This is a genomic window from Methylophilus sp. E2MeOHC9 (genome assembly GCF_058744375.1).
The window spans coordinates 3,067,776-3,087,165 of sequence record NZ_CP196024.1; the positions used below are offsets into that span (position 1 = coordinate 3,067,776).

Below are 19,390 nucleotides of genomic sequence, written 5' to 3' on the forward strand. Positions count from 1 at the left end.
GTTCGCAAACCTATCGCTCACAGTTAATTTAAATATATATAAAACAATCACTTATATTATTTAAGAAATCCGTCCAAACAACACTCTTCACCTTGGCATATCAATTGCTTATCAGGTACTAAATCTCGTTTATTTAGATGAGTATTTTTTAGTAAAAGAGAGTTTCTGAACTTGGGAAATTCTCTTTATGGACAACGGCGTCCATAGCTTTTTTACGCAGTGCATCAGGCAGTTGCGGAATAAGCTATGGACGCCTTTTTTCGTTTTACAGCTTGGTAAACAGCAAGCATATGCATGGAAGCACGCATGCCATGACGCCATATGCTTGCATCTGATGGGGAACATACGATGAATCAACACACCCGCATAGTAGTTGTCGGTAACGGCATGGTGGGACATTATTTTATGCAGGAACTGGTGAAACGCCATCCGGACCTGGAAGCGGCGAACCTGCAAGTCACGGTATTGGGCGAAGAACCACGGCCTGCTTACGACCGCGTGCACCTTTCCAGCTTTTTCTCCGGCAGCACGGCTGAAGACCTTTCATTAGTCGAACCTGGTTTTTATGACCGCCCGGGGCTGGAATTGCGCCTGAATGCGCGCGTGAGCCATATTGACCGCCATCAGCATATCGTGACCCTGACAGACAACACCACCCTGGCATACGACAAACTGATATTGGCAACCGGCTCGGTGCCGTTCGTGCCTTCAGTCGCCGGACGTGACCGTGAAAACTGCTTTGTTTATCGCACTATAGAAGACCTGGAAGCCATGACCGCAGCAGGCAAAACCGCCAAGAGTGGCGTGGTGGTTGGCGGTGGTTTACTGGGACTGGAATGCGCCAAGGCGTTGCGCGATATGGGCCTGAATACCCACGTGGTCGAATTCGCGCCGCGCCTGATGGCGGTGCAAGTGGACGAAGCCGGTGGGCGCGTACTGCGCAGCCAGATCGAAAACCTGGGTGTACACGTACATACCAGCCGTAATACCACCGCGATTGTGGATGGCGCGACTGCGCGCCACCGTATGGTGTTCTTTGATGAAACCTGGCTTGAAACCGACATGATCGTGTTCTCCGCCGGTATCCGTCCAAGAGATGAACTGGCACGCGACGCCGGACTCGCCATAGGCGCCCGTGGCGGTATCGCCATTGATGATTTTTCCCGCTCCAGCGACCACGACATTTATGCCATCGGCGAATGCGCCAGCTGGAACGACGAGATGTTCGGCCTGGTGGCGCCTGGCTATGATATGGCTCGCACGGCTTGCGCACATCTGGCAGGCGAAACCACTGCGACCTTCCAGGGTGCAGACATGAGCACCAAACTCAAGCTGATGGGCGTGGATGTGGCAAGTGTCGGCGATGCACATGGCAAGACTCATGGCTGCCGTAGCTACCAGTACACAGATGAAGTGCGCAATATCTACAAAAAAATCGTCGTCAGCGAAGATGGCAAGAAACTGCTGGGCGCGGTGCTGATCGGCAATGCCGATGAATATGGCACCTTGCAGCAAATGGCCGTCAACGACATGGCATTGCCGGAAAATCCTGAATTCCTGATCCTGCCATCCAGCGATGGCAAGGAAAAACCTGGCCTGGGTGTGGATGCGTTACCCGATACTGCGGTACTGTGTTCTTGCAACAACGTCAGCAAGGGTGCGATCGGCGAAGCGGTGGCCGCCGGCAATTGCAGCATAGGGGCCATCAAGTCCTGCACCAAAGCCGGTACTGCCTGCGGCGGCTGCGTGCCATTAGTGACGCAGGTCATGAAAGCACAGATGGTCAAGCTGGGCATGACTGTGAACAATCACCTGTGCGAACACTTCCCTTACTCACGCCAGGAGCTTTACCACCTGGTGCGCGTGGAACAGATCAGGACGTTTGGCGAACTGCTGCACAAGCATGGCAAAGGCCTGGGCTGCGATATCTGCAAACCAACGGCCGCCAGTGTGCTGGCTTCCGTCTGGAACGACTTTATCCTCAAGAAAGACCTGGCCTCGCTGCAGGATTCCAATGATTACTTCCTTGGCAATATCCAGAAAGATGGCAGTTATTCAGTGGTACCACGCATGCCAGGTGGTGAAGTCACGCCTGACGGCCTGATCGCCATCGGCCAGATCGCCAAGAAATACAAGCTGTACACCAAGGTGACTGGCGGCGCCCGGGTAGATATGTTCGGTGCCCGCGTCGAACAATTACCGAATATCTGGGAAGAACTGATCGCCGCCGGGTTTGAATCCGGGCACGCCTACGGCAAATCGTTGCGTACCGTGAAAAGCTGCGTCGGCTCGACCTGGTGCCGTTATGGCGTAGATGACAGTGTCGGCCTGGCCGTGCAACTGGAGAACCGTTACAAGGGTCTGCGCGCACCGCACAAAATCAAGTTCGGTGTGTCAGGTTGCACCCGTGAATGTGCCGAAGCACAAGGCAAGGATGTAGGTTTGATCGCCACCGAAAGCGGCTGGAACCTGTATGTATGCGGCAACGGCGGCATGAAGCCGCGCCATGCCGAGTTGCTGGCGAGCGACCTCAGTAAAGAAGAGGCGATCCGCATGATAGACCGCTTCCTGATGTTCTATATACGCACTGCCGACCGCCTGCAACGCACCAGCACCTGGCGCGACAACCTCGAAGGTGGCCTGGATTACCTCAAGCAAGTGGTGATCAACGACTCGCTAGGCCTGGGCGCCGAACTGGAAGCGCAGATGCAGCATGTGGTGGATCACTACCAGGATGAATGGAAAACCGCCGTCAACGACCCAGAAGTGCGTAAGCGTTTCCGCAGTTTTGTGAACAGTGTGGCTGGCGATACCAATATCGTCTTCGTCAAGGAACGTGACCAGATGCGTCCCGCCACAGTAGAAGAAAAGCAGCTGGCACAGGGAAAGAAACCGGCGAAAGTCATTCCTATCCTGGCGCCAACAGAGTAATTCACGGAGTAGAACCATGAGTCAAATACAACAAACAGCTTCCTCTGATAGCACAGGCAACTTAACCGCGTTGCCAACCGCAGGCGCATGGCATGCGGTGTGCGCGCTGGATGATATCTGGCCTAATACTGGCGTATGCGCGCTGGTTGATGGCCGCCAGATCGCGATCTTCCGCTTGCAGGACGACCTGCTGTACGCCATCGACAACTACGACCCGCACAGCGATGCCAATGTGATTTCGCGCGGCATCGTCGGCGATCTTGGCGGCGAACGCGTCGTTGCCTCGCCCATCTACAAACACCACTACCAATTGAGTACCGGCATTTGCGTGGAAGATGCTGATATCCGCTTGCAGACCTACCCGGTGGAACTGCGTGATGATGCAGTCTGGGTGCAGGTTTAACGTCAGGTCGAGAGCAGCCTAGCATGACGACTAAAGTCAAATCGGTCTGCCCATACTGCGGTGTTGGCTGCGGCATTGTCATGGAAGTTGAGGATCACTCAGCAACTAAAACCCAGCGCGTGATCAAGGTCTATGGCGACAAAGAGCACCCCACCAACTTTGGCCGCCTGTGTACCAAGGGTAGTACTTGTATACAAGCCATCGCAGACTCTGGCCGGCTGGAATATGCCTATGTCCGCCAGCAACGCGGGCAAGAATCGGTACGCACCGGCATAGATGCCGCCATCAAGGAAACGGCGCGCCGTTTACGCGCCATTCTTGACGAGCATGGCCCGGATGCGATTGCCTTATATGTCTCAGGCCAAATGTCGATCGAATCCCAGTACCTGGCAAACAAGCTGGTTAAAGGCTACCTGGGTAGCAACAACATCGAATCCAACTCCCGCCTGTGCATGGCCAGTGCCGGCAGCGGCTACAAGTTGTCACTAGGCGCTGATGGGCCGCCAGGTTCTTACCAGGATTTTGACCAGACGGATGTGTTCTTCGTGATCGGCGCCAATATGGCCGATTGCCACCCGATTTTATTCCTGCGCATGATGGATAGAATCAAAGCCGGTGCCAAATTGATCGTGGTTGACCCGCGCCGTAACACCACGGCAGATAAAGCCAACCTATTTATGCAGATCAAACCCGGGACTGACCTGGCTTTACTCAATGGCCTGTTGCACCTGCTGGTCAAGAACGGCCATACCGATACTCAGTTCATCGCCGAATTTACCGAAGGCTGGGAAATCATGCCGGATTTTCTGCAAGATTACACGCCAGAAAAAGTCGCCGATATCACTGGCCTCAATGAAAACGATATCCGCCAGGCCGCAGACTGGATAGGTACCAGCAAAAACTGGATGAGCTGCTGGACCATGGGCCTGAACCAGAGCACCCACGGCACCTGGAGTACCAACGCGATTTGTAATCTGCACCTTGCCACAGGCGCGATCTGCCGCCCGGGCAGCGGCCCGTTCTCACTGACCGGGCAACCAAATGCCATGGGCGGCCGTGAAATGGGCTATATGGGCCCAGGATTACCAGGCCAGCGTTCAGTGTTAGTGGAGCAGGACCGCCAGTTTATAGAACAGTTATGGCAAGTGCCGGAAGGCACTTTGCACACCCGACTCGGTGGCGGCACAGTCGCCATGTTCGAGCAGATGATGGCCGGAAAAATCAAAGCCTGCTGGGTGATCTGTACCAATCCGGTCGCCAGCATGGCCAACCGCAAAAACGTGATCGCCGGACTGGAAAAAGCCGAGCTGGTGATCGCCCAGGATGCTTTCCTCGATACTGAAACCAATCGCTATGCCGATATTTTGTTGCCAGGTGCGCTATGGGCCGAGGCCGAAGGCGTGATGATCAACTCCGAACGCAATATGACGCTGACGCAACAGGCGGTGAACCCGCCGGGCGAAGCCATGGCGGACTGGCAGATCATTGCCAGAGTCGCTTGCGAGATGGGTTTTAGCGAAGGCTTCAGTTACAACAGTGGTGCCGAAGTGTTTGCAGAGATCACACGCACAACCAACCTGAAAACAGGCTATGACATCCGTGGCGCCAGCCATGACAAGTTGCGCGAAACATCGCTGCAATGGCCGTGTTCACCAGATAGTAAGGATGACAGACACCCGATCCGTTATCTCAACGATGGCATCAATCAAGTAATAAAAGTTCGCGAAGATGGTAGCCAGCCACGTATTGCGTTTGCAACAGCCAGTGGCAGAGGCGTTTTCTTTGCGCGTCCGCATATGGAACCCGCCGAATTGCCCGACAACGACTTTCCGTTTGTGCTCAACACCGGTCGCCTGCAGCACCAATGGCACACCATGACCAAAACCGGCAAGATCCCCACCCTAAACAAACTCAACCCGGGGCCATTTATAGAGCTGCATCCTGAAGACGCCGCCGCGTTGGCCATACAAGATAAAGACCAGGTTGAAATACGCTCGCGGCGCGGACGTGCCGTGTTACCCGCCGTAGTGACTGACCGCGTGCGTGCCGGTAACTGCTTTGCCCCGTTTCACTGGAATGATGTGTATGGCGAAGACCTGACTATCAATGCAGTCACCAGCGATGCGATTGACCCTATCTCACAACAACCCGAATTCAAGTTTTGTGCCGTGACCATGACACGCGTCGCCAGCGCACCTGCCTCACTCAGCAAGGATGCAGAAGAGCCAGCCCTCATCGCAACCGGTGAGGCGAGCAAGAATAACAAGGAACTCGACATGAAAGATATCGATGCTTTGGCCAGGTTACTTGGCCTGGATACCGCGCCTGAAATTGTCCTTGAAGCGCAGGAACAACTTTACCTGCAAGGTTTTATCAGTGGCTTGCGCACTGAAGAATCACGCAAGATTGGTGGCGTGCCCATACTGCCGGAAGGCGCACCGCTGGCCCCTGCCAAACACTTGCTGGTCAACGGCATATTGGCAGGCTTATTTGCACGCAGCTGGTTACCGCATGGTGACCAGCTGCCTGTGGGCTTGCCTGACTTTTCGGCGTCCCCGGCAACGGCTGCTGCCACCGTGGCTATTCTTTGGGCATCGCAAACCGGCAATGCTGAAGGCTTTGCCGAAAAATGCGCAGAGCGCATCAAATCAGGTGGTCTCCAGGCATCAGTCAAAGCAATGGATAGTATCAACATGGCCGAGCTGGCTAAATACTCACAAGTATTGCTGCTCACCAGCACCTTTGGTGACGGTGATCCGCCAGACAACGCCAGCCAGTTTTGGGGCAGCCTGCAGGCGGATAATGCACCGTCACTGGCAAATACCCGTTTTGCCGTACTGGCGTTTGGCGACTCCAACTATGACCAATTCTGCGGCTTTGGCCGCAAACTGGATGCAAGGCTGGAAGCGCTGGGCGCTCAACGCCTGCTTGACCGTGTTGACTGTGAGCCAGACTTTGAAGAACCGGCGAATGCCTGGCTAGATAAAACGATTGCCGCATTGGCGACTATTTCTGCCACCCTCAGCCAACCCGTACTGGCAATGGCTAATGAGGTAGATGAATCCGTCATCGACGTGGCGAACACGCCAGCGGCACCTGCATATACCCGTCAGAAGCCGCTGCGTACCAAACTGATTATCAACCAGCGCCTGAACACCGCAGGTTCAGACAAAGAAATCCGCCAGTTTGGCTTTGATTTAAGTGGCAGTGGTTTCCATTATGAAGCGGGCGATGCATTAGGAGTCTGGCCTACGAACTGCCCGGAACTGGTGGGCGACCTGCTGCGTGCGCTAAAGCTTTCTGCCTCCACCATGGTAGCCGTAAAAGACCACGGCCAGCTGGCACTCGGTGATGCCCTGCTGCATCACTACGAAATCGCGCGCATCACGCCGGATATATTGAAATTTGTGCAGAAACGCAGCGCCAGCCCGACACTCGCCGTATTGATGGAAGATGAAACACGGCTGAAAGACTGGTTATGGGGCAAACAGCTGATTGACCTGTTACTGGCCTTCCCCTTCAAGAGTGAAGCGAGCGACTTGCTGGCCGTGCTAAAGCGCCTGCAACCACGTTTGTACTCCATCTCGTCCAGTCCTAAGGTCCATCCAGACCAGGTGCATTTAACTGTATCAACAGTACGTTATGGAGATCATCTAAACCGTGGTGGTGTCTGCTCAACTTTTATGGCCGATCGTACGCAAGAGACAGATGTGTCGATCTTCCTGCAACGCTCCGCCCATTTCCGTCCGCCAAAAAACCCTGATGCACCGTTGATCATGGTCGGCCCTGGCACTGGTATCGCACCCTTCATTGCTTTTTTACAGGAACGGCAAGCGACAGGTGCCAAAGGTAACAACTGGCTATTCTTTGGCGAGCAGCATGCGGCGACAGATTTTTATTACCGTGAACAACTGGAAACGCTGCAAAAAGAAGGCGTGTTAAACAGGCTAGATACCGCGTTCTCACGTGACCAGGCTGAAAAGGTCTATGTGCAACACCGCATGCTGGAACAAGGTGCTGAACTCTGGCAATGGCTGCAACAAGGCGCACACTTTTGTGTCTGCGGTGATGCCAGCCGTATGGCTAAAGATGTGGATGCGGCGTTGAAGACCATTGTGCAAACACATGGCAATATGAGCGCCGAAGCAGCGGATGACTATGTCTCAAACATGGCGCAGGAAAAGCGCTACGTGCGGGATGTGTACTAATTCATACGCTTATTTTTATCGGCCACAAACTTCAATACAACACTATTAATGCCATCCCGCTTGCCGGTGGGTGCTGGGCCATCGTCAAACAGAACAATTGTAGGTGCAGCACATAAAGGCTCTTTCAATGCCCAGCCAGCAGGTGCCTGAATTCTTTTGATTAACATCGTCATCACTCGTTATGCCTTGACGTCTCGGCCTGTATGCCAAAAACTAAAGGCGCTTACGTCGTACCCAGTTTGATTGAAATGCAATATCCACCATTCCTGCTTGCTCGTACGCTGCGGCTCTGTGATTGGCTACAGAGGGTGATGAAAATGACTAACTATTTTCTGCAATGTTCTCCTGGTTTAAGCGCTTTAATGCCTTACATGCTTCACAAAAAAGGGAAGGTGTTAAACCTTCCCTATCCACTACATCCCTGTTTAGAGCTGTTTAATCCACTTAAAAATCAGCAGTCACAGAAAGCAATACAGTTCTTGGTGCTCCCACTGATAACCCTTCACGTGCAGCTGAGAGCCAGTAGTTTTTATCAAACAGATTCTCTATTGACCCTCTTACAGTCACAGGTACTTTGCCGGTAGTGAAGGCATAACGCGCACCCAGGTCATAGCGATTCCATGATGGGATTTTCTGCGTGTTATCAACATCCAGATACTGCTCACCGGTATGCAGCATGCGCGCAGTGAGTGTTAATCCAGGCAGCATCGGCGTGTCCCATTCAGCTGCCAGATTAAATTGCTGCCGCGGTACTGCAGGTGCTGTATTGCCATCATTGGTGCCGCCTTCTGTCTTAACCAGCTTTCCATCAGTCAATGCCAGACCGCCTAATAACCGCACATGCTCAATCACTTCGCCTTGCGTCAGTAATTCTATCCCGCGATTACGCTGCTGCCCATTTACCACCAGCAGTGAAGTGGCTGGATCAGTAAAGCTGGTAGCACGCTCAATCTCGAACACACTCACAGTCGTAGAAAATCGGCCAAAGTCATATTTCACACCTGCTTCGCGCTGTTTGGAAACCGTTGGTGCAAATACCTGTCCTGCATTTGGTGCCGGAGGAAGGGCGATGGGTCCTTGATTCAGTGCCTCAATATAGTTTGCATACAAAGACAGTTGCTCAGTGGGACGAATCATCAGGGCTACGGTAGGCGTCAGTTTAGACTCATCATAATGCTGATCAAGCCTGCGGCTGCCTGTAGCTGGATCATAACTATCCACAATCACCTCTTGATGGCGCACACCCAGCGTCAGTTGCACTGCGTTATCAAGGATAGACATGGTATCGGCCAACGCAATACTGCGCAGTGTGGTTTCCGAAGTTTTCGGAACATTGCCTATTAATGAAATAGCTGGTTTAGCTGCGTTTTGTGGTGAGTATAGATTTGAAAAAGTAAATCCGGTCGTGCGATTTGATAAAAATCCAGATTCCATAAAATAACTGGTCATGCTCAATACTGGCTGGTGATCCAGGAATCCTGTACTGAATTTGCCTCTGACCCCCACCTCACCGGTCACGGTTTTGACATATTGTTGCGTGCGGGTCGGTCTGGTCCTGATATCTCCCTGCTGACTGATCAACTGCCAGCTGGTTTGCAAGCTGTTGAAATCATATTCTGAAGCACCCAGTGCCCCATAGACCATCCAGTCTTTGGCCAGGTCAAACTCAGCACGCGCAGTGCCTGAAATCTGGTTACTGTCCCAGTTAGTCCAACTAGGGAAATAGTTACTTCTGGCATCTGGCGCTGAACCAATCTGGACGCCAGGCGCCACAAACAGCAAGCCACTGCGGGCATAAGTCAGGCGGTTTTGATAATTCAGGTCACCTTCGAGACGGAATCCCTCCCCCTGGAAATCGACACCAATTGCAATGGCATCCAGTCTTTCCTTAGAGCCATCTACAGGCGTATCCCCCGAGCTTTTAATGGCATTCACGCGCACACCCAATTGCTGGTCTGCGCCAAAGCGTCTAGCCACATCCGCATGGGCCGCCAGCTGGCTATCGTCGATATAGGATAAGGTCAGGCGATTTAATGGTTGATAACCTGCACGTTTAGGCACCAGGTTGATCGCTCCACCCACTGAGCCGCCAGGCGCAATGCCGTTCAACAAGGCATTCGGCCCCCTGAGTACTTCTACACGCTCGATACCAATCATGGAACTGGAATCTCGCGGTGAAATACCATACAGGCCATTGAACATGGAATCATAGTTAAACAGCGTAAAACCGCGGATATTGAACTCGTCACGGCCCGAGCCACGCGAATAGGTATTACGGATGGAAGGATCATTCACCAGCACATCGCCGAGGTTTTGTGCCTGCTGGTCTGCGATCAGTTTGGAAGTATATTGCGTGGCACTGAACGGGGTATCCATCAAATCCTTGTTACCCAGCAAACCAACCCTACCGCCACGGGCAACCTGGCCACCCGCATATGCAGCAGGAATCTCCTTAACTGCCTGATCTTTCACTTCCACTTCAGGCAACGTTTCAGCCTTGCTTTCGACTTGCTTGACGACTGAATAACCGGCTGGTGTCTTTTGGGTAGTTAGTCCGGTGCCTTTTAATAGCAACTCTAGCGCTTGCTCAACACTGTAATTACCTTTGATAGCAGGGGCTTTAAGCTTGCTGGCGAGGTCAGATGGAAATGCAATATTCTCACCGCTTTGTTTGCCCAACGTTAAGATGGCCTGATCTAGTGATTGGGCGGCGATATCTAAATTGGCTGATGCCGCAAAGACATTGATGCTGACTGAAAGCAATGCTGCGATAGATAACTGTCTCAACTTAGCTCGATGACTAAGTTGGAAATTGGAACGTGCTGTCATGGTTTCCCTTAATAAAATCAGCGATCAAGTCTGTCGCTATATTTATAAGGCGATTAGCTAAAGAGAAACTAGCACGTCACAAATTAATTTTTTTGAATTTTTATTTCGCCGTCACTTAACCTGACTACTTTCACCGGGAACATTGAGTCCATACTGTCTATTAATTGTCCAACGCTGGATACGTCATAGATACCAGTAATGAGCAAGTCCTCAACGCGGCTGTCTAACTGAATTGGCTCTTTTATATACCGTTGGATATTCGCGACAGCTTCTTTTAATGGCGTGCGGTTAAATATTATCTTCCCGGTTTGCCAGGCAGTCACCATGTCCATATTGGCTTCATATGGCACGCCAAATCCAAGATCGGAAACCTTGAGAGACTGCCCTGAGGTTAACCTCAATTGATGATCTCCAGTTTGTAATTCAACTTCGCCCTCAAGCACGGTTGCTATGAAAGCATGATCCCACCTGGCAATATTGAATACGGTACCGATATCAAGCACTTTTGTTTGATCGACTGCGACTGTAAAAGGCCTCATCCCATGTTGCACAGAGAAAGATGCCTCGCCCTTATCCAAATATAATTCCCTGGAGAAGAGTCTGAATTTGGCAGTCAGATGCGTATTTGAATTTAAATGAACGCTGCTGCCATCAGGTAGAGAAAATTGCTGACTCTCAGCATATTGAGTCGTGTAAGTTTCACTCGAAATAGTAGGGTTAACTTTCCAGAGCCCTAAACTACAAAATGCGACAGCAACCGCATATTGGATTGCTTTTATCTTGTTCTTGCGGCTATCCCTATCTCTATTTACTTCAGCGAATAGCTCCTCTTGGGAAGGAAACTTATCCTTAGCCGCTTTTATATAGGGCAATAAATCCGAAATATTCGGGTCAGATTCAGCAATGAAGTTTGGGTCTTGCTTGTGGTGAGTGTTCATCTCGATGAAGCTTCGAAAGTAATTGGTCTTGCAGGACACAGTTACATTTATTCTAAATGGATAGCTGCTTTCTGGCTATGGTGATGTTAGCAAGCGCTTTTGTGAAATGCCTGGAAACCATGTTTGATGATATGCCCATTTCAATTGCAATTTTTTGCTGTGGGATCTCGTATAACTGATGCAGCAAAAACACTTGCCTTTGTTTCTTGGGTAAAGCATCAATCACCTTTTTAATTTGCTCAATTTTCTGGGTGAACGCTAACGCAGCTGCTCCATCGTAAAAATGGATGTCGTCTTCTACAGTTAAATTAGTCAGGTAATTCTGGCTTACTTTTTCATGCCGAGCCCGGTCTAACGCCCTATTCAGGCTTGTTTTTCTGAGATAGCTTAAAGGCGTGCCGATCTCTGCTAGAGGAGGGTTTTCGGCCAGTTGGATGTAGACATCATGCACAACATCTTCTGCGAAATGACGATTACTGAAATAACGATTCACATGATTAATCAGCTCACTATAATTCAAGATTAATGATGATAAAAGCTTAGTTTTTGTGAGATCAATCTGCAAGGAAGAACTTCTACAAAAGGTTGTTTTAACAGAGTATTTATTATATTGATAATGATTCTCATTGGCAACATAACCCTTCTGAACACAACAAACTTTAACCTTGGCATTTGATTACAGTCTCAAACGCAGAATAAACACTCAATCAGTTTTTAGAGAGTGAAACCGAGCTGAAAGTCACTGCACTGATCACCAGCAGCGCGCCAAACAATTGCGCATGCGTGGGTGGCATATGCTCGAACGCGGCAATCACCATGGTAGTTACTGGCACCAGGTTCATAAAAATGGCCGCTTTGGATGGCCCCAGGTGCGAGATGCTGGCATTCCAGAAAAGATAGGCCAGGACACCACCACCTAGCGACATCGTCAACAAGGCTGCACCGCCATGCAAACTAGGCTGCACAAAATGATCGCCATGCCACACCGCGGCCATGGTCAAAGCCAGCGCGCCCACGGTCATGATGCCGGCAGTATTGGTGATGCCACTCACGTTTTTAGGCATCATCTTTTTCACCAGCACGTTGTAAAGCGCCCAGTTGAGCGTCGCAATCAGAATGTAGATATCGCCAGTTGAGACTTTCAGTTGCGCACCCGCACCCAATACCACAATCACCACACCGGCGATCCCCACCGGGAAGGCGATCAGTTGCCGGTTGGTCGGCCTGTCACCAAGAATAAAATAGCCGAGCACGGCAGTGAGCAACGGATTCAACGCCATAATCAACGCACCATTGATGGCAGAGGATGTTTCCATGCCAAGAAAGAAAAACAGGTTAAAACCGAATACGCCGACTACGCCTAAAGTCAGGTAGGCTTGCCAGTGGCGTAATGAAAAAGGTTCTTTTCTAAACTGCGCGATCAACACCATCACGGCAGCCGCCAGCAGATAGCGACTGGCCCCGGCGATATAGGGACTCATTTCCGCAAGCACTGGCCTGGCCAGGTTGAAATTGGCGCCCCAGAAAACTGCTGCCATGGTTGCCATCAAATAGGTTTTCATATTGCCCATTATTTTTCTCGATACAGTGTTTTATCCGAAGCGCAGGTTTATTGCATGCCATGCTTGAGAAGTCTTGAAAGGCTGATATAAACAGGATGGGTTATCCTGGAAGACGGTAAAGGTTTAGGACGTTTGCCTGAGCGAACGCAATACCGCGTGCAGCACACCCGGAAACTTCTGCTCTATCTCCGCTTCCCTTAACGCATTCAAATGTTCGGTGCCTTCAATCAAGGTTTCCACCAGCCCGGCTGCGCGCAGGATTTTAAAGTGATGCGACATGCTGGATTTCGGGCGATTGAGGTCGAATTCGCCGCAGGTCATCTTGCGGCCTGCACTCGCCAGCCGCCCGACAATTTCAAGGCGTGTCGGGTCCGACAGCGCGTACATGATGTCTGTCAGCTCTACCTGCTCCAGGCTGGGATGTTTAATTTGCCGCATGTTTAAAATTTATCACAAAGCTTGATATTATTCCATTGTTCGATTATATTCGAACAATGGAATTTAATCGAACTATTTGATAGCAGGCAATATGAAAAAAGAAAATTTGTCGCAAGGTATTCCCCTCGCGCTCTACGCATTGATGGCCGGCGCATTTGGCATAGGCACTACTGAGTTCGTGATCATGGGTCTATTGCCGGAAGTCAGCAGGGACTTACAGGTCAGCATTCCCATGGCTGGATTATTGATCACCGGTTATGCACTTGGCGTAGCGGTAGGCGCGCCTGTCATGTCCATATTAATGGCCAAATTCTCGCGCAAAAATTCCCTGCTCTGGCTAATGAGCATATTCACATTAGGCAACCTGATCTGCGCCATCGCGCCTGATTACACCACGCTGATGATCGCCAGGGTGGTGACCTCATTTGCGCACGGTACCTTTTTTGGCATTGGTGCCGTGGTGGCTACCAGCCTGGTGCCAAAAGAAAAACGCGCATTGGCGATCGCATTGATGTTCACCGGGTTGACGGTGGCTAATGTGGTTGGGGTACCTGCGGGCACCTGGCTAGGCCAGATGCTGGGCTGGCGCTCGACCTTTTGGGCCGTGACCCTGATAGGCCCGGTGGCCCTAGCCGCATTGTACTACCTGGTGCCCAAAGACCACCATGCCGAAAAAGTGGACGTAAAATCTGAAATCACCACCCTGCTGCAACCGCAAGTGATTGCCGGATTACTGCTGACCATCATCGCAGATACCGGCCTGTTTGCCGTGCTGACCTACCTGGCACCGATACTGACCGATATAGCGCATTTTTCATCCGCTGCGATCTCACCTGTGTTTCTGCTATTCGGCGTCGGCATGGTGATCGGCAATATCATAGGCGCCAAACTCGCCGATATCCATCTTGATAACACCTTGATCGGTGCACTGATTTTTATCATTGCCATATTGGGGTCATTTTCATTATTTTCCCACAACCAGATCGCGGTCGTCAGCCTGGCAGGGCTACTGGGCATTGCCGGGTTTGCGGCGGTGCCTTCATTACAGATCAAGATCCTGGAAAAAGCCAGCGGCGCGCCGACACTGGCCTCCGCCATGAATATAGGCGCATTTAATATCGGCAACGCCGCTGGTGCCTGGGTAGGCGGCCTGGTGATTTCACAGGGCTTAGGCCTGACCTCTATAGGCTGGATAGCCGCGAGTATAGTCTTTGTCGGGCTGGTACTGGCAGTGATAGAGATTCAACTGGTTTCAGGCAACACGCATTCAACACCCGCATAAACATTATTTTAAAATTTACTTAAAAGGACTTCCTATGGCTGATTTATTTTCTAGCTACCAATTAAAAGACGTCACACTCAGAAACCGCATTGCGGTGCCGCCCATGTGCCAATATATGGCAGAAGATGGCGTGGTCAATGACTGGCACCTCGCGCATTACACCAGCCTGGCCCGTGGCGGCAGCGGCCTGGTGATTGTAGAAGCCACCGGCGTGGCGCCCGAAGGCCGCATCACACCTGGATGCCTAGGCATATGGAATGATGCGCAGGCAGACAAATTGCGCCAGATCGCCGCAGCGATCAAAGCGGCAGGCGCCGTGCCCGGAATCCAGATCGCGCATGCAGGCCGCAAAGCCAGTGCAAACAAACCGTGGGAAGGCGATGACCACATCCCTGAAAATGACGCGCGCGCCTGGCAAACCATAGGCCCTTCAGCGATTGCGTTTGGCGGCGATTTACCACGTGTGCCTAAAGAAATGACCATTGCTGACATCACCCGCGTAAAGAATGACTTTGTTGCAGCCGCCAAGCGTGCGCTGGATGCAGGGTTTGAATGGCTGGAAATCCATTTTGCCCATGGTTACCTGGGGCAAAGTTTTACTTCCGCGCACTCTAACCACCGCACAGATATTTACGGTGGCAGTTTCGAGAACCGTTCACGTTTCACTATTGAAACTCTGGATGCCATCCGTGAAGTCTGGCCGGAAAACCTGCCGCTCACCGCACGATTCGGCGTCATTGAATATGATGGTAAAGACGAAGAGACCCTGAGCGAATCGATTCAATTGGTCAAGGCCTGGAAACAGCGCGGGCTAGATATGCTGAGCGTCAGTGTTGGTTTTACTATTCCTGAAACGAATATCCCCTGGGGGCCTGCCTTTCTGGCGCCGGTGGCTCAACGCGTGCGTAACGAGGCTGGCATCCCGGTTTCTTCCGCCTGGGGATTTGGTGCGCCTGCGCTGGCAGACAATGCCATCCGCCATGAAGAATTAGATTTAGCCATGATAGGCCGCGCACATTTGGAGAACCCGCATTGGCCTTATTTTGCGGCCAAAGCACTCAAGCAGGAAAACCCGGCCTGGGTGTTGCCCGCGCCTTATGCGCACTGGCTCGCCAGGTATAGAAGCCCGACAGAAGCCTAATCTGGCTTTCTGAACGTGTGCTGCATCAACCAAGAAAACCTGTCATCTGGCAGGTTTTCTTTATATTGGCGTTGTCGAACGGCTGAAGAAAAGTCAACACTTAAAGTAAAACGCCCTCCAGCCTGACCATCTCTTACACTCCCCCACTTCACCGCATCATGGCCCATGCACTTCTGCAAATGATGGCTCTGTAGCCGCCCCCTCCTTTTCTTTACCATGCCTCTTGTCGTGCAGTGTGATGCATACAAATCATAATTTAGGAGAGACACATGAAAGCAGTTGTATTTGGCGGGTCAGGGTTAATTGGCAGCAAAGTTGTTGCAGCACTGAAAGCGCAAGGGCACGAGACCGTGGTCGCGGCGCGCAACCTGGGCATTGATGTCGTCACCGGCGAGGGCCTGGACGCCGTGTTGCAGAGTGCCGATATTGTGATCGACACCACGGATGCCCCGAGTTTTGAGGACAACGTGGCGCGCAGCTTCTTTGAAACAGCCACTGGCAATATCATTGCGGCGGCAAAAGACAAAGGTATCAAGCATTACATTGCGCTATCAGTAGTCGGCACCCACAAACTGCAAAACTCGGGCTACTTTCAAGGCAAACTCAAACAAGAAAGCCTGATCCAAGCCTCCGGCATTCCTTACACCATTGCGCGTGCGACCCAGTTTTATGAATTTGTGTTGCTGATTGCGCAGGCGGCGACTGCTGACAATGTGGTGCGCCTGCCTTCGGCAAAACTGCAGCCGCTTGCGGCGGTTGATGTGGCAACTGCCATCGCGGAGATCGCCAGCGGCAAACCCTATAACGGCATTGTTGATATTGCCGGGCCGGAAAAAATCGCCCTCAGTGAATTTGCCCGCAAAGCATTAGTCGCGCAGAAAGATACGCGTGAAGTGGTGACGGATGAAAGCGCATTGTATGTACAGACTTTCAAGATTGATGACAGCACACTCACGCCTGAGTACCACACGCTGCTTGGCAACACCGGTTTTGACGCGTGGCTGGCCGACCCTGCCAGAACATTCAAGTAATGACTGATACATCCACCGCTATTGAAAAGGAGTCTGATCATGCAATTGTTTAAAACCGTATTTGTTTCACTGGCTTTGCTCACCACGACCGCTGCGATCGCCCACGAAGGCAGCCACGACCAGCCTGACCTGACCATGGTCATGAACAAAGATCTTGGCGATATCCCGGGCAAAGAAGTCATCATGCTCACCGTGAATTACAAACCGGGCGAAGTGGAAACGCCGCATAAACACGAGGCACACTGTTTTGTCTATGTGCTGGAAGGCAATATCGTGATGGCAGTCAAAGGCGGTAAAGAAATCGCCTTGAGCCCCGGACAAAGCTTTTACGAAGGCCCGCAAGATATCCACACCGTGGGCCGCAACGCGAGCAAAACCAAACCGGCAAAATTCGTGGTGTTGCTGCTTAAAGACAAAAACAAGCCACCAGTCATGCCTGTTGATTAATTGCCTGTAACAGCCGGATGCACTTGAAAAACCATCCGGCTGCTTGCTTTACTGCTTGATAAAAGGATAACCGCAATGAGAGTGATGCAGGTCGATGCCAGCCCGAAACGCGCGCATTCCAGCTCAAAAATGCTGTCTGCCTATTTTATTGCCCAGATGAGGAAAAGCACGCCCGATATTGAGGTTGACTATCTGGATGCTGCACTAGACAGCCTGCCACATCTTTCACATGCATTCATTGAGGCGATGTATACCCCGGCGGCAGATCGCAGCCCCGATATGAAGCAGGTGCTATCGTACTCTGACCAGTTGTGCGCACGCGCCCTGATGGCGGATATGCTGGTATGTGCCATGCCCATGTACAATTTTTGCATGCCTTCGAGTTTCAAGGCATTTATTGATCACCTGGTGCGTGTCAACCTGACCTATACCCTGAATGCAGATGGCACCACTACTGGTAATCTATCCCGCCAGAAAATACTGTTCATTACTACCAGAGGGGCAGATCTGGGCCCAGGTAGCCCTTGGGAAAAGATGGATGCATTGCGCCCGGCACTCACAGCAGCATTTTCATTCATGGGTGCCGATGACCCGGTGTTTGTCGATGTACAACCGCTGGAAAGTCACGATCAGGTGCTAAAAGCAACCGTGTTAGACCAGGCACGCCTGAGCTTGGATAGCATCGCTCAACGCTGGCTGGCCGATATTTAATCCGCCAAAAAGCTGTGCCTGAGCTTGATGGCTGTTTCTTCAGCGACTTTCTTGTTCGGCACGTTGGTAAAGCCTATGATCAGGCCATTGTGAGTGGCGTCTACAGTCCATTTTGAAATGGGATGGATGCCATAACCAAGCTGGTTAAAGCTATGACAGACTGCCGTATCTGCATATTGTTTATCCAGCGCCGCGACAAAGTGCATGCCGTTTTTATGCGAGCTGACCTGGATGTGGTCTCCCAGGACATCCACCAACGCCTTGCTGGTGAGCTCGCGCCTGTGTGCATATAAATCACGCATTTTTTTCAGGTGCCGGGAGAAATGCCCTTCAGTGATAAAGTCATTCACCACCATTTGCGAGGTGATGGAAAAGCCGCGTTGATAGATAAATGCCTTCTCCTGGCAGGCATCAACCAGGCCAGGCGGCACCACGATATAACCGATCTTCAGGGAAGGAAAAATGGTTTTGCTGAAACTGCCGGCATAAATCACCCTGTCATACTGATCCAGGCTCTTCAGCGAAGGCAGCGGATAGCCGGAATAACGGAATTCGCCATCGTAATCGTCTTCAATGATCCAGGCATTGCGCTGGCTGGCCCATTCCAGTAATTGCATGCGGCGCGCGGCTGATAGTGGCAAGCCCAGCGGGCTGTGATGCGAGGGCGTCACAATCGCCAGTTTAGCATCCGGGCACTGCGTAATCCCGGCACTGACGATCAGGCCTTCCTCATCAATCGGCACATGCACGATATTCGCGCCCAGGTCTTTGAGCAACATGGCAGCCAGCAAGAAACCGGGGTCTTCCATCCAGATACTTTCACCCTGGAATTTAAGCACTTTACTTAAAAAATCCAGCGCGCCCTGATAGCCATTGGTGATAAATACCTGGTCAGGCTCACACACCACTCCACGTGCCAGCCGCAAATACGCAGCGATCGATTGCCTGAGTGGCGCATAGCCTTGTGGTTCCTTCAGGCGCATCTCTTCGGCTGACAAACTGCGCATGCGATGCCCGCTCAAGCGCGCCCATACTTTTCTCGGGAAGGCATCAAATGCCGGGCAGCCGGGCATATACACCTGCGAAATAGAGGGGGCTAATTCAAGATTGGCAGTCTGTGTTAATCGTGAAGACGGCGGCGCGGAAACTGTTCGCAGTGTTTTGGTTGCCGTGCTGCGCAGCAGGCTGGAGACATAAGTACCAGACTGCCCTCTGGAGACAAATATCCCTTCGCCCAGCAGCATGGCATAGGCACTTTCAACGGTGCCTCTCGCGACATCCAGCTCGCTGGCCAATGTCCGGGTAGAGGGGATACGGTCACCATCTTTAAGCAAATTGCCCTCAATGGCGGCTTTAAACCTGTTGTAGATCTGTAGATGGATGGGCTGCGTGGCGGAAGCATCCACCTGTATCAGTTTTTTTGCCGAGGGTTCCATCAATCAGTCGTATGCACCGTTTATGATGTCCTG

The 19,390-nt window shown here is 51.7% G+C and carries 15 protein-coding genes; 8 read left to right on the plus strand and 7 right to left on the minus strand.

All coding sequences use genetic code 11. The annotated features are described in order from the left end of the window. Positions 1-348 precede the first annotated feature (348 nt). Genes nirB through ACSSVF_RS14555 form a run of 3 tightly spaced genes read left to right on the plus strand, consistent with a single transcriptional unit; the run spans position 349 to position 7,542 of the window. On the plus strand, positions 349-2,931 hold the full coding sequence (gene nirB, locus ACSSVF_RS14545; protein WP_492404444.1) for a nitrite reductase large subunit NirB: 2,583 nt from the start codon (positions 349-351) through the stop codon (positions 2,929-2,931). A gap of 16 nt (positions 2,932-2,947) precedes the next feature. Then, the gene (nirD, locus tag ACSSVF_RS14550) at positions 2,948-3,334 is read left to right on the plus strand and encodes a nitrite reductase small subunit NirD (protein ID WP_492404445.1); all 387 of its coding nucleotides are present in this window, start codon (positions 2,948-2,950) and stop codon (positions 3,332-3,334) included. Between the two features lie 23 nt (positions 3,335-3,357). Further along, complete coding sequence (locus ACSSVF_RS14555) at positions 3,358-7,542, plus strand: bifunctional nitrate reductase/sulfite reductase flavoprotein subunit alpha (RefSeq protein ID WP_492404447.1); 4,185 nt, start codon at positions 3,358-3,360, stop codon at positions 7,540-7,542. Here the strand turns inward: ACSSVF_RS14555 and ACSSVF_RS14560 are convergent. The 6 genes from ACSSVF_RS14560 to ACSSVF_RS14585 all read right to left on the minus strand — a co-directional run bounded on the left by ACSSVF_RS14560 (position 7,539) and on the right by ACSSVF_RS14585 (position 13,309). Further along, on the minus strand, positions 7,539-7,709 hold the full coding sequence (locus ACSSVF_RS14560; RefSeq protein WP_492404448.1) for a hypothetical protein: 171 nt from the start codon (positions 7,707-7,709) through the stop codon (positions 7,539-7,541). The genes ACSSVF_RS14555 and ACSSVF_RS14560 overlap by 4 nt on opposite strands. A 277-nt stretch (positions 7,710-7,986) precedes the next feature. Beyond that, positions 7,987-10,329: a TonB-dependent siderophore receptor gene (locus tag ACSSVF_RS14565; RefSeq protein WP_492404450.1), complete on the minus strand. Its 2,343-nt coding sequence runs from the start codon at positions 10,327-10,329 to the stop codon at positions 7,987-7,989. 125 nt (positions 10,330-10,454) lie between these two features. Further along, positions 10,455-11,309 carry a FecR family protein gene (locus ACSSVF_RS14570; protein WP_492404451.1) on the minus strand — a complete coding sequence of 285 codons (855 nt, stop codon included), beginning with the start codon at positions 11,307-11,309 and terminating at the stop codon, positions 10,455-10,457. A 52-nt stretch (positions 11,310-11,361) separates the two neighbouring features. Beyond that, a complete protein-coding gene (locus ACSSVF_RS14575) occupies positions 11,362-11,874 on the minus strand; it encodes an RNA polymerase sigma factor (protein WP_492404452.1) in 513 nt (170 codons plus the stop codon). A 142-nt stretch (positions 11,875-12,016) separates the two neighbouring features. Then, positions 12,017-12,880, minus strand: a complete 864-nt coding sequence (locus ACSSVF_RS14580) for a DMT family transporter (RefSeq protein ID WP_492404454.1) — start codon at positions 12,878-12,880, stop codon at positions 12,017-12,019. 114 nt (positions 12,881-12,994) lie between these two features. After that, positions 12,995-13,309: an ArsR/SmtB family transcription factor gene (locus ACSSVF_RS14585; protein WP_492404455.1), complete on the minus strand. Its 315-nt coding sequence runs from the start codon at positions 13,307-13,309 to the stop codon at positions 12,995-12,997. A gap of 91 nt (positions 13,310-13,400) precedes the next feature. On the opposite strand from ACSSVF_RS14585, the gene ACSSVF_RS14590 reads away from it, so the two are divergent. From ACSSVF_RS14590 to ACSSVF_RS14610, 5 genes are all read left to right on the plus strand, one after another. Beyond that, on the plus strand, positions 13,401-14,591 hold the full coding sequence (locus ACSSVF_RS14590) for an MFS transporter (RefSeq protein ID WP_492404457.1): 1,191 nt from the start codon (positions 13,401-13,403) through the stop codon (positions 14,589-14,591). 34 nt (positions 14,592-14,625) lie between these two features. After that, positions 14,626-15,732 carry an NADH:flavin oxidoreductase/NADH oxidase gene (locus ACSSVF_RS14595; protein ID WP_492404458.1) on the plus strand — a complete coding sequence of 369 codons (1,107 nt, stop codon included), beginning with the start codon at positions 14,626-14,628 and terminating at the stop codon, positions 15,730-15,732. Between the two features lie 269 nt (positions 15,733-16,001). Next, complete coding sequence (locus ACSSVF_RS14600; RefSeq protein WP_492404459.1) at positions 16,002-16,763, plus strand: SDR family oxidoreductase; 762 nt, start codon at positions 16,002-16,004, stop codon at positions 16,761-16,763. A gap of 39 nt (positions 16,764-16,802) precedes the next feature. Next, on the plus strand, positions 16,803-17,210 hold the full coding sequence (locus tag ACSSVF_RS14605) for a cupin domain-containing protein (RefSeq protein WP_484179425.1): 408 nt from the start codon (positions 16,803-16,805) through the stop codon (positions 17,208-17,210). Positions 17,211-17,285: 75 nt separating this feature from the next. Then, positions 17,286-17,921, plus strand: coding sequence for an FMN-dependent NADH-azoreductase (locus ACSSVF_RS14610; RefSeq protein ID WP_492404461.1), 636 nt, complete (start codon positions 17,286-17,288; stop codon positions 17,919-17,921). On the opposite strand, the gene pdxR is transcribed toward ACSSVF_RS14610, so the two are convergent. After that, positions 17,918-19,357, minus strand: a complete 1,440-nt coding sequence (pdxR, locus tag ACSSVF_RS14615) for a MocR-like pyridoxine biosynthesis transcription factor PdxR (protein ID WP_492404462.1) — start codon at positions 19,355-19,357, stop codon at positions 17,918-17,920. The genes ACSSVF_RS14610 and pdxR overlap by 4 nt on opposite strands. Between the last annotated feature and the right edge of the window lie 33 nt (positions 19,358-19,390).

Coding starts and splice junctions, on each gene's coding strand:
- ACSSVF_RS14590 (WP_492404457.1), top strand. CDS start 13,401: ATGAAAAAAGAAAATTTGTCGCAAGGTATTCCCCTCGCGCTCTACGCA.
- ACSSVF_RS14605 (WP_484179425.1), top strand. CDS start 16,803: ATGCAATTGTTTAAAACCGTATTTGTTTCACTGGCTTTGCTCACCACG.
- ACSSVF_RS14610 (WP_492404461.1), top strand. CDS start 17,286: ATGAGAGTGATGCAGGTCGATGCCAGCCCGAAACGCGCGCATTCCAGC.
- nirD (WP_492404445.1), top strand. CDS start 2,948: ATGAGTCAAATACAACAAACAGCTTCCTCTGATAGCACAGGCAACTTA.
- ACSSVF_RS14600 (WP_492404459.1), top strand. CDS start 16,002: ATGAAAGCAGTTGTATTTGGCGGGTCAGGGTTAATTGGCAGCAAAGTT.
- ACSSVF_RS14585 (WP_492404455.1), bottom strand. CDS start 13,309: ATGCGGCAAATTAAACATCCCAGCCTGGAGCAGGTAGAGCTGACAGAC.
- ACSSVF_RS14580 (WP_492404454.1), bottom strand. CDS start 12,880: ATGGGCAATATGAAAACCTATTTGATGGCAACCATGGCAGCAGTTTTC.
- ACSSVF_RS14555 (WP_492404447.1), top strand. CDS start 3,358: ATGACGACTAAAGTCAAATCGGTCTGCCCATACTGCGGTGTTGGCTGC.
- nirB (WP_492404444.1), top strand. CDS start 349: ATGAATCAACACACCCGCATAGTAGTTGTCGGTAACGGCATGGTGGGA.
- ACSSVF_RS14570 (WP_492404451.1), bottom strand. CDS start 11,309: ATGAACACTCACCACAAGCAAGACCCAAACTTCATTGCTGAATCTGAC.
- pdxR (WP_492404462.1), bottom strand. CDS start 19,357: ATGGAACCCTCGGCAAAAAAACTGATACAGGTGGATGCTTCCGCCACG.
- ACSSVF_RS14595 (WP_492404458.1), top strand. CDS start 14,626: ATGGCTGATTTATTTTCTAGCTACCAATTAAAAGACGTCACACTCAGA.
- ACSSVF_RS14560 (WP_492404448.1), bottom strand. CDS start 7,709: ATGTTAATCAAAAGAATTCAGGCACCTGCTGGCTGGGCATTGAAAGAG.